Annotated in this window: 8 protein-coding genes and 1 tRNA gene; 7 read left to right on the top strand and 2 right to left on the bottom strand. The window is 38.7% G+C overall.

Annotated elements, in window-relative coordinates; translation table 11 throughout:
- Positions 1-70 precede the first annotated feature (70 nt).
- From NT145_07240 to NT145_07210, 7 genes are all read left to right on the top strand, one after another.
- The gene (locus tag NT145_07240; GenBank protein ID MCX5782480.1) at positions 71-2,242 is read left to right on the top strand and encodes a tetratricopeptide repeat protein; all 2,172 of its coding nucleotides are present in this window, start codon (positions 71-73) and stop codon (positions 2,240-2,242) included.
- Positions 2,239-3,078, top strand: coding sequence for a 4-(cytidine 5'-diphospho)-2-C-methyl-D-erythritol kinase (ispE, locus tag NT145_07235; GenBank protein MCX5782479.1), 840 nt, complete (start codon positions 2,239-2,241; stop codon positions 3,076-3,078). The genes NT145_07240 and ispE overlap by 4 nt, the downstream gene beginning before the upstream one ends.
- Positions 3,079-3,091: 13 nt before the next feature.
- Positions 3,092-3,376 carry a septation regulator SpoVG gene (gene spoVG, locus NT145_07230; protein MCX5782478.1) on the top strand — a complete coding sequence of 95 codons (285 nt, stop codon included), beginning with the start codon at positions 3,092-3,094 and terminating at the stop codon, positions 3,374-3,376.
- Positions 3,377-3,395: 19 nt separating this feature from the next.
- Positions 3,396-3,466 (top strand) — tRNA-Gln (locus NT145_07225).
- Between the two features lie 439 nt (positions 3,467-3,905).
- Complete coding sequence (locus tag NT145_07220; protein ID MCX5782477.1) at positions 3,906-4,049, top strand: hypothetical protein; 144 nt, start codon at positions 3,906-3,908, stop codon at positions 4,047-4,049.
- 441 nt (positions 4,050-4,490) lie between these two features.
- The gene (locus tag NT145_07215; protein ID MCX5782476.1) at positions 4,491-6,143 is read left to right on the top strand and encodes an AAA family ATPase; all 1,653 of its coding nucleotides are present in this window, start codon (positions 4,491-4,493) and stop codon (positions 6,141-6,143) included.
- A 182-nt stretch (positions 6,144-6,325) separates the two neighbouring features.
- Positions 6,326-7,147: a hypothetical protein gene (locus tag NT145_07210; GenBank protein ID MCX5782475.1), complete on the top strand. Its 822-nt coding sequence runs from the start codon at positions 6,326-6,328 to the stop codon at positions 7,145-7,147.
- Between the two features lie 201 nt (positions 7,148-7,348).
- On the opposite strand, the gene NT145_07205 is transcribed toward NT145_07210, so the two are convergent.
- Positions 7,349-10,492, bottom strand: coding sequence for an efflux RND transporter permease subunit (locus NT145_07205; protein ID MCX5782474.1), 3,144 nt, complete (start codon positions 10,490-10,492; stop codon positions 7,349-7,351).
- Between the two features lie 236 nt (positions 10,493-10,728).
- Complete coding sequence (locus tag NT145_07200) at positions 10,729-13,719, bottom strand: efflux RND transporter permease subunit (protein ID MCX5782473.1); 2,991 nt, start codon at positions 13,717-13,719, stop codon at positions 10,729-10,731.
- Positions 13,720-13,791 lie beyond the last annotated feature (72 nt).

The raw sequence follows: 13,791 nt of genomic DNA, 5'->3' as shown, positions 1-13,791 counted from the left end.
ATTATTATGTCTTGGTATTTCATTGGACAGCCTCCTTTGGTTATATTCTACCAAAAGAGTTACCTAATTAGTGAGCATTAACAACTGTCCCTATTTTTCCATGAACAAAAAATTTATAACCATTGTTTCCGTAATTATTTTAGGCCCTTTTACTATTTCAAACGCCTTTCAAGATCAGGCATACCTGGCATATCTTAGAGGCCTATTGGCTTTACAATCCGGAAATTTAGCTGCAGCAAAAGAGGAATACAACCGTGTTCTTGAAATTGATAAAAATGCCGTGCCCGTATATCGGGACCTTGCTTACGTTTACTGGCAGTCTGGCGACAGGGAAAAAGCCCTGGATTCCGCCCTAAAGCTTAAGGAACAATACGGAGACAACCTCAATACTCAGCTTTTTTTGGGAAGCTTTTATATGATGTTAGGCAGGTCAAATAACGCGCGCGAGGCATGGGAGAACGCATTAAAAATTGACGCAAATAATGAGACTGCAATTTTATATCTTGCGGCATATCATTCTGCCAACAATAATCCGAAAGAGTCCATAATTTACTGGGACAAATATATTCAGCAAAAACCGGATTCAGCCGAAAGCTACTATCATAGAGGAATGGCTTTTGAGAAGCTTGGCCAGCTTGAGAAAGCTACCCAGTCTTTGGAAAAAACAATTTCGCTGAAACCCGAAAGCTACGAAGCATATTTTGCCCTTGCCCAGCTTTATGAAAAACAGGAACGCCTTTATGATGCTATAAGAGAGTGCGAAAAATATCTCAGCTTTGTGCCGGACAATGTGATGATTCTGCTTTATCTTGGCGGGCTTTATTACAAGACAAAAAATTTCGCTTCCGCGGAAGAAATTTTTAAAAAGGCGGATAAGATAAATCCAAACGACTCCTCAGTGATATTCTGGCTTGGTTTACTTGCCGAAGAAAAAAAAGACTGGCCGCAAGCTATAGAGTATTTCGAAACCTTAAGGGAAAACGATGAAACCCCGATGCTTTTAGCGCGTTTGAGTTATTATTATTCCTTAAATAACCAGTTTCCCAAAGCAATAGAGTATTTGAAAAGAGCGATAGAGCTTGAACCTAAAAATCCGAATTTTTATTATCTGATAGGGCTTGCCTACGACGATATGAAAAATTATGGGCTTGCAGAACAAAATTTTAAAGAAGCCTTGAAAGTAAAACCCGATTTTACCGAAGTTTTTTTTAACTTGGGAGTTATATCCGACAAGCAGGGCAAATTTGAAGATGCCGCAGCTTATTTTGAAAAATCTGTTGAAATTGATCCAAAATTTGCCCGGGCGCTAAATTACCTGGGGTATTCCTATGCAGAAAAAGGCATAAAACTTGAGCGCGCGGAAGAACTTATCAGAAAAGCTTTAGAGATTGAACCCGAAAATGCTTCTTACTTGGATTCTTTGGGCTGGGTTTATTTTAAGCAAAATAAATTTGATCAGGCTGAAAAATATCTTGAACAGGCTTCAAACTTAATGTCCGATCCTGTAATTTGGGCGCATCTAGGCGATACGAAAATCAAGCTTGATAAAAAAGCTCAGGCCTGGGAAGCTTATACGAATTCAATTGAAATCCAGCCAAAAAATTACGAAGTAAAAAACAAACTAAAAGAAATAAAAAAGGATTTGAATGAATCAGATCTTCAAAGGGCAATGCTTCATAGAATTGTTCATACGTATGAAAATATCAAATCCTTTAAGTGCAGTTTTTTTATTAAAGCGGAAGCGGACTCTTTTAATTTTGAGTTTTCAGGCACGGCGATATACCTCAAACCCGAACTTGTTAGAATAGATGTTTCTGCGGGGATTTTTAGCCCTCAAATGACAATTATTTATAACAAGGACTTGAAAATATCGCCTCGCGCGCTTGATCAAGATATTCCGGCCGAAGTAAAAGAAGTTTTTATTAACCATCAATTGTCTCTTGAAGAATTTAATTCGCAAAATATTGAACTGTCAAAAAAGGGAAGATATTTTTATTATAAAGCGGGGAATAAGATTTTAAAAATAGACAAAAAAACTTCACTGCCCAAAGGACTTACAATTCAAAATGGAGTTTCTATTACTATTTCCGATTACGTTTATAAGGATAATATACACATTCCTTTTAATGTGAATTTTTTTCTTAAAGGAAAATTCCGCGGCAGAATGCTCCTGAGTGATTTTGAGCCGAATAAAACTTTGGATTCATCTTTGTTTAGGATTGAAAACAATACTTTAAAATGAAAATTCTTGCTCCTGCCAAAATAAATCTTTTCCTTGAAGTAAAAAACAAAAGGGCGGACGGCTATCACAATATTGAATCAATAATGCAGTCCGTAAGCCTTTATGATGAACTTGAATTTAAACCTGCCGAAGAAAAAATATCGCTAAAATGCAATCTTAAAAATCTTCCGAATGATGAAAGAAACCTTGTCGTAAAAGCGGCAAAACTACTAAAAAAAGAACTTAAAACGCAAAAAGGCGCACGGATACATCTGAAAAAAAATATTCCTTTGGGCGCGGGGCTCGGAGGAGGATCTTCCGATGCCGCGGCAGCTTTAAAAGGGCTGTTAAAATTATGGAAACTGAAGATCAGCCCAAAAAAGCTGGTTAAAATTGCCGCTAAAATAGGGGCGGACGTACCTTTTTTTCTTAATTGCGGTACGGCTGTTGCCAAAGGTATAGGAGATATACTTAAATCCATAAAAAAGGTCAAAAAAACTTACTTTGTGCTTGTTTTTCCTAACTTTGGGGTTTCAACGCCTTCCGTATATAAAAAACTTCATTTTCCATTGACAAGCAGGCAAAAAATTAATAAAATAAAATTCCACTTGGAATCATTAAAAGATTCTAAAATATGGGGCAGACTTTTGTATAACAGGCTGGAAGAAGTGGTTTTGCCGAAATATCCAAAAGTTGCTTTTATAAAGAAGAAAATTGAAAATTTCGGATATAAAAGCCTGATGTCGGGTTCAGGTTCCACGGTCTTTGGGATAGTCCCATCACTTGAGGAAGGGCAGAGATTAAAGAAAAAACTTTTATCATATAAATGGAAAGTTTGGGTAGTTGAGTCTTTGTAGCGCGGGAGGAGCGATGAAAATTACTGAAGTCAGGATTTTCCCGAAAAACGAAGAGAAGTTAAAGGCCTATGCTGCGGTAACGTTTGACGATGTTTTCGTTATCCACAATCTGCGCATAGTAAAGGGAGAAAGAGGTTTGATGGTCTGTATGCCATCCAGAAAAAAAACTGACGGAACCTTTAAAGATATAGCTCATCCAATTAACAGCGATTTTAGGCATGAGCTGGAACAAAAAGTTCTAATTGCCTACGAAGCCAAACTGAAAGAAGCTCCGCTTGGAAAAATAGAACCTTCATAATTTTTCTTGAATCCTTTTTTCCGGGATTGTGTAATGGTAGCACAAGGGACTTTGGCTCCCTTTGTCTAGGTTCGAATCCTAGTCCCGGAGTAGTTCGACTCGTCCCTCGATTGCACTCGGGACTTCGCTCACTACCTAAAAGTATAATAGAGAATCAGAAATAACTCTGAAAAGGATGAGAACTACCCGCCGTAAAGGCGGGTTTGGGAGTTTACCCTGAGCCTGTCGAAGGGAATCCTAGTCCCGGAGTAGTTCGACTCGTCCCTCGATTGCACTCGGGACTTCGCTCACTACCTAAAAGCGTAGTAGCTTTCAAAAATAATTCATCCATAGATTTTCTAGAAAATATATAGTAAACTTAATATAATTCAATAAGTTCCATCAAAGGGTTCGGAGGCTTTAATGCTTCCGGAGGATTTGGATGGTCGGGCCGCCATCTGGTTTTTATACCAGTGAGCGGTTTTTTTAATGCCACTCGCTGGAATAAAAATCCAGAGGTGGCTTTTTTATTTTAATTAAGGAGGAATATATGCATATCAACTTAGCAGAAGATTTCATTGTTTTTGTTGCAATTGGCATTTTTATAGCATTTGTTGTTTTTGCGTATTTGAACGGAAAGAAAAATTCAGAAAAAAATCAGAATCAAGATAAAGAAAAAAAGAACAATAAATAGATTTTGAATTTCTTAATAGAATTAAATTATTTCCCGTTCTCAATATCCTTCCGTATTATTTTCCTTTTTTAGACTCATGTGAAATTCTCGTCCAGTTTAGAAAAACTTTTCCGTTTAATTTTTTTTAAGAAATATCTTAATGAACCTCCGCCCAGTCCGCCGCGGCGGAGGCGGTATCAAACGTATTCCCCTCTTTTATAAAGAGGGGAAAGGGGCGATTTTATTACAGGCAAATCCCCTATTCCCCCCTTTTCAAAGGGGGATTATCAGTAACCGGCCTGCAAGCAGGGCGGAATTGTCAAGTTAAATTAATTAAATTCAAAATATGTTGAAAAATTGTAGGGGCTTTTTTTTATTTTATAAATATTATATAATTACGCAGCTAAAATTTAGCAAGGAATAAAATCCCCGCTTCAAGGGAAACCAAAAAAGGATAATAATATGATTAGAAAATGGAGAGTTTTCTGGAAAAATCACTGGGTAATGGTTCTTATAATTGTTTCAGTAGTATTGCTTATTTTCTTTTCAATATGGGGCCTAATGAGCCTGGAGTCGTTTTATAGGAAGCTTACGGTTTCAACACTTCCGATCCAGCTTCTAATGACGGCTCTTAATGCTTTTGTATTCGTTTACATGTACATGACAGTTTTCCGCGGCGGTTTTGGCTCTATGCAGAAAACCAAGGTTCATACTAAAGATATAGAAGTAAGATTTAAAGACGTTATAGGCCTTGAAGGCGCAAAAAAAGAGGCCATGGAAGTAGTAAAGCTTCTTAGAGACCGCGTTCAGGTTAAAAAAATAGGCGGGAAAATTGTTAAAGGAATTCTGCTTATAGGACCTCCGGGATGCGGAAAAACCCTTCTTGCAAAGGCGATTGCTACGGAAGCAAAAATGCCTTTTCTTTCTATGTCAGGAAGCGAATTTGTTGAAATATTTGTAGGTGTCGGCGCGTCCAGAGTGAGAAAGCTTTTTAAGAAAGCCAGGGAATATGCCTATTCTGAAGGGGCCTGCATAGTATTTATTGATGAAATAGAAGTTATCGGAAGAGGCAGGACGTTTTCCTACTTAGGCGGCGGGGAAGAAACTAACAGCACGCAAAACCAGCTTCTTGTTGAAATTGACGGGCTTGAAAGCAAGGGGCATAACGTTATAGTTATCGGGGCGACAAACGCAAAAGAAGAAGTGCTAGATAAAGCGCTCCTTCGCCCGGGAAGGTTTGATAGAAAAATTTATGTGGGATTACCGAACTTAAAAGAAAGAGACGATATTTTTAAGTATTATATGGCTAATGTAAAGTATGATCCTTCTATTGAAATTTCACGCCTGGCAAGAAAAACAGTTTATAAATCGCCTGCTGATATTGAAAATATAATAAAGGAAAGCGCTCTTATAGCAACTCGTAACGGCAGAGAAATCATTGCTTTTGCAGACTTGTCCGAAGCTATGGACAGGATTGACCTTGGCCTTGAAACCCATATAATGATGTCGCCAATTGAAAGAGAGCAGACCGCATTTCATGAGGCAGGCCATGCCATAGCACTTTATTTTCTTCATCCGACCGACGATGTTTTTAAAGCTACAATTAAATCGCGCGGGCCGGCTCTCGGAATGGTTACTCATCATCCAAGGGAAGAGCTTCATACCCATTCAAGGAACAAACTTATGGCGGATATCAAGGTGAGCCTGGCAGGCTATATTACGGAAAAGCTTAAATACGGCAATACTACAAGCGGTGTTTCCGGAGATTTCCAAAATGCTACAGCTATCGCCCATGCAATGGTATGGAAATACGGCATGGGCTTAGGCTCTATGGTAGGCGATTTTACCGTGATACCAGACCAGGAACTATCAAACAGCCTTAAAGAAAAACTAAATGATGAAACCGTCCAGATACTTAATGACTGCTTGGCCCAGGTTGAAAAATTCCTAAAACACGAGTGGGATCTGGTTGAAGCTTTGGGTGAAAAACTTATTAAGGAAGAAGAAGTAGATTATGACGGTATCGTTGAGCTTTTTAAAGTTATGGGCCGGGACAAGGACGCTTCCGGCGGAAAACTTATAGGAACAGATGCACCTCCTCAGCCGCTGAAATAGTGATTTTGAAATTCAGAAAAACCAATCCAAAAAATGAAGCACCCCGCATCAAGATGCGAGGTATCAATGCAGAATTCTTCTCCCCGCCTTCATCCCCCCCTGCTTCGTTTAGCGAAGCAAAACGAGGGGGGTATTTGGCGAAGGAGAATAAAATTTAATCTTACGTATAAACAGGTAATCAAATGTTTTGGTTGAACGGAATTGTTATTTATAGTTTTATTATTTTTTCAGTATTTCTTAGCGGATGTAATCCTACCTATCCGGTCGGCAATCTGACTGAATCCATTCAAAAACTTGTAAAAAAAGAATACAACCTGGAGAGCAAAGCATCCCTGGTCGGAAATACCCTCTATCTGGATATTAAACTTGAGGATATTTCTTCCACCGAAACAAAAAAGCTTTCCGCAATGCTTGAAAAGCTGCAAGGGGCAGTCTTAAGCATTGTCAGAGTTTCATTAAGCACTGATGCAAAGATAAGTTTTATGGTGGTAACGGCTATTGACCCGGTGTGGAAGCTCGGGATACGCATTATAGAAAGTCTCCAGGACATTAAAGATTATCTTTACCAAAAAATATCCAGAGGGGAGTACGAAGGCCGTCTTGTGATGGAAATAGATATTGGCCAGGACGGATTAATTAATTATACCAGCGATAAAGAGATGACCTTAAACGAGTTTGCCGGGAGGCTTACTGTTTCCCAGTTTAATATGCTTCTAAGAAGCAATCCTTTCTTAAGCATACTCCTTAATAAATATGAATTGAAATACGTAAGCTTTGTCGGCAGTGAATTGGTTTTGACCGGAACAAAAAATTTTGACCCTCAAATGTTTGAGCTTGCAAGGCACATTTTGGTTAATGAGGCGGAAAAAACCAGTAAAAAATACGAACTTATAAAAATCAATACGATAAAAATTCTTGATCCGAACAAACCCGATGCTCAGCCTATTTTAATTGACATAACAAAAGAAATAAAAAGCAACAAAAAAGTTAACTTTAAATTTTAACTTGACAATTCCGCCCTGCTTGCAGGGCGGTTACTGATTGCCCCCCTTTGTAAAGGGAAACAGGGGGATTTGTCTGTAATAAAATCTCCCCTTTCCCCTCTTTTGTAAAGAGGGGAAATACATCTTAAAAACATTTTTCTAAGAAATAAAAAAAAAGGATGGCATATATTTGCCATCCTTTTTATATTGGCCAGTTTTTTATTAGCTGATTTTTTGAGATCCTTTTAATTTTAGGTAAACATACGGGACAAAAAAGAGGGCAAGAACTAGGCCGAAGGATAAACCGCCTATAACTGCTATTGCCATAGCAGGCATTGATGTTCCGCCTGCGGTTTGCCCGATTCCAAGTGCCAGAGGGGAAAGACCCAGGATAGTTGTAAGAGTGGTCATAAGGATCGGCCTCAAGTGTGCCGCGGTACCATGCACTACCAATTCTTCGGTTTTTTCTTCAGGTTTTTCTTGATGAAGCGCATTATACCGGTCCACAAGAACTATTGAAATGCTTACCACCATACCTATGAGCATTATTATACCGAGCATTGAAATAGCGTTGATGCTTTGAAAACAGACTAATAAAGATATAACGGCTCCGATAAGTCCTATGGGAACTAATGTCATAACTATGACCGGCTGAACAAGCGATTCAAACTGGGACGCAAGAATCATAAAAATTATTATTACCCCTAAAATTATTGCAAATAAAGACGATTTCATAGATTCCTGAAGGGCCAGCATTTCGCCGCCAATAGTAGTTAATACATCTTCTTGATGAGGCAAACTGTTAAGTATTTCTTTCAATTTTTTTACGCCATTTCCAAAAGTGCCATTCACATTGGCAGAAACTGAATAAGTTCTTTCTCCTTCGGAACGCCTTATTTCGGGGTTTGATTCAACAAATAAAGCCTGTCCCAGCTGTTTCATTTTAATTGTCATTCCCCAAGGCGAATACGCTGTCATTTCTCTGACCTTTTCTATCGTATCCCTGTCCTGAGGCCTTAACCGGACCCTGATATCAAACTCTTCGTCTTTTGTTTTTAGTTTAGTTGCGACATATCCTTTAATAGCTGCCAAAAACATGCTTGAAATATCCTGAGTGGACAATCCAAACATTGAAGCCCGGTCTCGTTCAATGATGAACCTAAGTTCAGGTACCAAAGCAGAAGGCCTTATTCTTATTCCGTAAAAATTCGGGTAGGAGTTCATTTTTTCGGCAATCCTTTCTGCAGTTGCTCGGAGTTTCCCAAGGTCTTTACCTTTAATTTCAACGGTCAAGCCAGCGGATGCGCCTATTCCAGAACCAAAAAGCCCTTGAGCAGTTATAAATTCCGTAGAAAGGTCTTTAAAATCCCATTTTTTTATTTCTTCACCAATTTCGGTAACTATTTTGTTCGTTGAAAGACCTGAGTCTTTAAGATTTACTGTTATTCGCGACTGTGATTGGGAAAGAGATTCTATTGCCGCTGATCCAAGTTCATCTCCTGTAGATCCGATGCCCACAGACATATCCTTTAGTTCCGGATATTTTGATATAAGAGCTTCTACCCGCTTCGTTAGCGCGTTAGTTATTTCAAGAGGAGTATCAGGATGCATGGATATATTGAGCACAAAACGCCTTTCATCCACTTTTGGCATAAATTCCTTGGGTATTATGTAGAAGCATAAAAGCCCTGCAGCGACGTAAAGGAAGAAGAAGAAAGCCATTTTGCTCCATGGCCACTTCAATACTTTTTCAAGATAGGGTTTAAAAAACAGCTCCATTTTTTCTTTTGAAGAAACCGAAGCAATTTTTGCTAGGTTTATTGTCATTGACATTCTCGGTATAAACAAGATAGCGGCAAAGACAGAAGCAATCATTGAAAAGGTTATGGTTAAAGCAAGCTGTTTGAATAACTGTCCAGCGGTTCCTGTAACAAATATAAAAGGCAAAAATACAGCTATAGTAGTAAGTGTTGAGCTGATTATTGCTGGTACGAGACTTACGGTTGATTCATAAATAACTTCCCTTCTGTCGCGGTCGGGATATTTCTGCATTTCGGTTATATTATTTTCAAAAACCAAGTTTGCGTTATCAGCCACCATACCGACGCCTACCGCAAGGCCGCCTAAAGACATTGTGTTAAGCGTTATACCGGTAAAATACATAACGCTTAATGAAAAAAGAATTGTTATAGGAATAGCCGCGTTAATAATGAACGAGGCATATAAACTTTTCATAAAAAAATAAAGAATAATAACACAAAGCACCGCGCCTTGAATAGCTTCAGAATAAACATTCCCGAGAGAATTTTTAACGAATTCAGATTGGTCATAAATGATCTTTACATCTACATTTGAAGGAATTTTATCTTTTATATCTTTCAATTTTTTCAAGACAGCGTCAGATATTTTTATAAGGTTTGAGCCGGATTGGGGATATATTCCCAAAGATATATTTTCTTTTCCGTTATGCCTTGAATAACCCGTTTTATCCCTTAAAGACTCTTTGATATTAGCGATATCTTTCATAAAGATAATTTTTTCATCTCTTTCCGGTTCCTGGTTTCTTATTCTGCGGAGTTTAGGCTTTGATTTTCCAAGGCCGGTTTCTCTTTTAGAAAAAGAGAGCGCGGCGATATCGTCAATTGTCTGAAATTCTCCGACAGTTTTTACTAAATATTCATAAGTTTCTTCCTTTATTATTCCTGCAGGGTAAGTTATGTTTGATTCTTTTAACGCGGTTATCATATCAATTATTGATACCTGCTGGGCTAAGAGGCGCCCTTTGTCAATTTCAACTAAAATTTCTTTTTTTTCGCCGCCTCTTATCTCAACTTTTGCCACGCCGTCCAAGCGTTCCAGCTCGTCTTTAATATTTTTCTTGCAAAAGCTCCTTAGTTCAGCCATTTTCCAGGGATCGGTTTCTCCGGTATTATAATTTACGGAAATAATCATCGCTTCGGACTGAAGCGGATTAAATTTCAGAACTACCGGTTCGCGGGAATCTCTGGGCAGAGAATCTTTTATAAGGTCAATTTTTTCTCTTATATCCATTGCCGCAAGATTCATATTTGTTCCCCAGCGGAACTCAACAGAAACTATAGATGTTCCTTCGCGCGAAATGGAGCTTATCCTTTTAACATTCTTTACTGTTCCCACGGTTTCTTCAATAAGCTTGCTTATAAGGTTTTCAGATTCTTCCGGGCCTGCTCCTTCATACTTTGTTACTATGGTGATTTGGGGATACTCCAATGAAGGGAATAATTCCTGAGGAATGCGAGTCCAGCAGATCAATCCTAGGAGGCATACACCTACAAAAATCATGACTGTTGTAACAGGCCTTTGTACAGGTAATTTTAAAAAATTCATAATTTACTCCCTAAATAGCGTATAGCGCCGCGCCTGTCGGCGGGCAGGGATAGCGTTTAGCGTATAGGTTTAAGAATTATTGCTAAAATATGCCCCGCCTTTTAAGTTCAGTTCTTGACTTTCCCTGCCTACCCTCGGGTCCATAGGACCCTATGGGTCCGAGGACTGTCTACCCTTCGACTTGGTTCGACTTCGCTCACCACGGGACGCTCAGGGCCATGCTACCTACTTTCTTATTAAAATTCGTCGTCGTAACGTTCTTGTTTCTCTTTTTCTTTTCTTTTCGGAAATTTCGGTAAAGGTATTTTAATGACAGCAAGTCTGGGCTTTATTTTCCTAAATATTTTGATTAATAATTCGATAGAAGCAAAAAAAGCGTTTTTGCTCCAAGGTATAATGTTCTGGATATTTGACGACATGTTTTCGGCGGTCAAATAAGCAACAGGAACCAATAATAAAGTAAGCAAAGTTCCCGTTATTGTACCAAAAAATACCGTCATTCCTAAAGATCTCCACATTGTTGCCGCTTCATCACGGGATAAAATCATAGGAACTAGTCCAAGGGTTTTCATCAACATTGTAATGAGTTCAGGCCTAAGCCTTTCGCCGCAGGCCTCAAATATGACTTTCAAAAGATCTTTTCTTCCTTGCCTTCTTGTATTGATTTTTTCAACTAGTATGATTGAACCGTATACGACGGAGCCGAACAAAATCATAAAGCCGATCCACACGCCAAGGCTTATGGGTTTTTTAAATATCCAAAGCGAAAGCGCAACACCGATCGTGCTTAAAGGAAGGGCAAACATTATTAAAAGGGGCTGAATGTAAGATTCAAATAAAGATGCAAGGACAAGATAAATCAAAATGACCGTCAATATGATTGCGAATATAAACTGCTCTTTATTCCTGACAGTTTTTTCATAATCGCCTGAAAGGTTGAAAGAATAATCTTTCGGGAATGCGATGCTTTTTAACGAGGCATTAATCTTTTTAGCAGCCTGGTCAAGCCCCATTTTAAGGCGGTTTGCGCTTATTTGAATGAACCTTTTTTTATTTTTATGCCAAATCTCCTGGGATGCTTTGATTTCTTCCACATGGCCGCACTGCCCTAAACGCAGTATATCGCCGGATTGGTTGACAATCGCAAGGAAAGGGAGTTCCCGCGCATTTTCAACTGTGTGCGGAACTAGACGGCATATAGTTTCAATTTCTTTGCCTTCAGTCCTGTACTGTGTAGCGATAAGGCCTCTAAGCTGGCAATGTAAAGTGTTGGCTAAATAAATTGTTGAAATGCCGAATATGGCAAGTTTGCGAAAATCAACAAAAAAGTGAAGCTCAGGCTCGTCTTCTCTCATTCTGATTTTAATATCCGTAAGGCCTTTTACTTGAGAAAGTTTTCCGGACGAAGCAAAGGCAAGCTGTTTCAATATATTATAATCGTTTCCATAAAAATCAACAAGCACTTCTTTTGATCCGGCAGCCTGCGATTCCTGGAAATAAACAAAAGCCGGGGAAAATTCCGGAAATCTTTTCCTGAATTCTTCCTTAAATTTTTCAGGATTTTGTTTTACTTCAACTTCAACGAATGTGTGAAGTTTTTCAACTTTTGAAGAGACCAATCTTACGTTCGGATAAGTCATCAAAGCTTTTTCAAGCCTTTTTACAATCTCATTTGAAATTTCAATTTTTGTCGCGGGAGGAAACTGTATTCCTATTCTGAAAGTATTCACGTCACCCGGATCAATGAATTCGGAATCGCTCCGGATAAAAATAGAAGCCGAAAATAATAAAAGCCCAAGGACTGCGGCCCAGACATATGGCTGGTATCTAAAAGAAAAAGCCAGCATTTTTCGGTAGTAATTTCTCACGGTTAAATACCAAGGTTGAAAATCTAAATCGTATTTTCTCTGCCAGAAAAAACATTCTGCCGGCACAAAAGTAAGCGTGTTTACGATCATTGAAATTTTATCCGGAAACGTTTTTCTGTGGTGATGAAACGAAATATTTTCCAGGATAACAATGGCGTTATCCATAACATTTCCTATGCCCATTGCCAGGCCTGATAATGTCATTACGTTAAAAGTAAGCCCCGATAGAAAAAGCATGCAAAATGACATAAGAAGGCTTAAAGGCAGAGTAGTTATTACTATCAAAATGGTTCGGACATTTCTTAAGAAAACAAACAAAATACCGCACAAAAGTATTCCGCCCATAGAAAGAGCGTCTGTCAAAGCGCGTATTGCCCTGTTAATAAATGTGGCATCGTTTTTTATAGGAGTTATTATTACATCTTTACCGACAAGTCTTTTTAGATTTTCTACTTCTTTGCCGACATCTTCTGCCACTTTAATTGTGTTTGCGGTAGATTCTTTCTGAACATACAGCGATACCACGGACTGAAGGTTAAGTCTTGCAAAGGATGTAGGCTCATAATAGGAGTCCCTGACAACAGCTATATCTTTTAAACGTATTACAGAGCCCGCATTCGTTATTGCTATACCGGTATTTTCTATTTCTTTGATACTTTTGTATTCTCCCGTTGCCCGGATGATATAGCTTTTATCCGTTTGTATAATGTCGCCCGCAGAAATTGAGATATTATTTAAATTTATCCTTTCAACAACGGATAATATCGGGAGCCTGTTTGCGACTAGTTTTGAATTGATTATTTCAATAAGAAATTTTCTTTCTCTGCCTCCGCCTATTTCAACGTTGGCAACTCCGGCTATTCGCATTATTTTTTCTTTTATTTTTTCTTCCGCCATTTCACGGAGTTTTTCTGTTGAATATATGTTTGAGCTTAAAGCTAGAATAATTATGGGTGCGTCAGACTGCTGGAATTTGGCGATTATGGGTTTTTCAACTTCTCTCGGGAGAAGATGTTTTACCATAGCAAGTTTTTCGCGGATATCTATTACGACAAAATTTGTATTTACATCAGGGTAGAAAAAAAGAGTGATATTTGATTCTGACTCTCTGGAGGAAGATATGATTTCTCTTAAGCCGTTAAGTTCGGAGAAGGCTTCTTCTAAGGGGCGGGTAACGTATTTTTCTACTTCAGTTGCCGCTATTCCTCCGCGCAGGCGGGTAATAATACTAACCTGGGAAACTTCAGTGGCAGGATAGAGCTCAACAGGGATTCTTGGCAAAGCTACGACCGCAAAAAGTATTATGCCTAGAACCAGCATCAGAGCCGTAATAGGTTTTTTAATTCCTAGTTCTATCAATGGTTGTTCCTGTTTTGACAGTTTTTAATACTTCTTATTAACTTGACAATTCCCTGCAGCAAGCTGCAGGGT

This window comes from Elusimicrobiota bacterium, from assembly GCA_026388075.1.
In the GTDB taxonomy this organism is placed as follows: Bacteria; Elusimicrobiota; Endomicrobiia; order Endomicrobiales; family JAPLKN01; genus JAPLKN01.
This window is presented reverse-complemented; position numbering and strand designations above follow the sequence as displayed.

Excerpts from the sequence above, each read along its gene's own strand:
- ispE (MCX5782479.1), top strand. The coding sequence starts at position 2,239 with ATGAAAATTCTTGCTCCTGCCAAAATAAATCTTTTCCTTGAAGTAAAA.
- spoVG (MCX5782478.1), top strand. The coding sequence starts at position 3,092 with ATGAAAATTACTGAAGTCAGGATTTTCCCGAAAAACGAAGAGAAGTTA.
- NT145_07220 (MCX5782477.1), top strand. The coding sequence starts at position 3,906 with ATGCATATCAACTTAGCAGAAGATTTCATTGTTTTTGTTGCAATTGGC.
- NT145_07215 (MCX5782476.1), top strand. The coding sequence starts at position 4,491 with ATGATTAGAAAATGGAGAGTTTTCTGGAAAAATCACTGGGTAATGGTT.
- NT145_07210 (MCX5782475.1), top strand. The coding sequence starts at position 6,326 with ATGTTTTGGTTGAACGGAATTGTTATTTATAGTTTTATTATTTTTTCA.
- NT145_07205 (MCX5782474.1), bottom strand. The coding sequence starts at position 10,492 with ATGAATTTTTTAAAATTACCTGTACAAAGGCCTGTTACAACAGTCATG.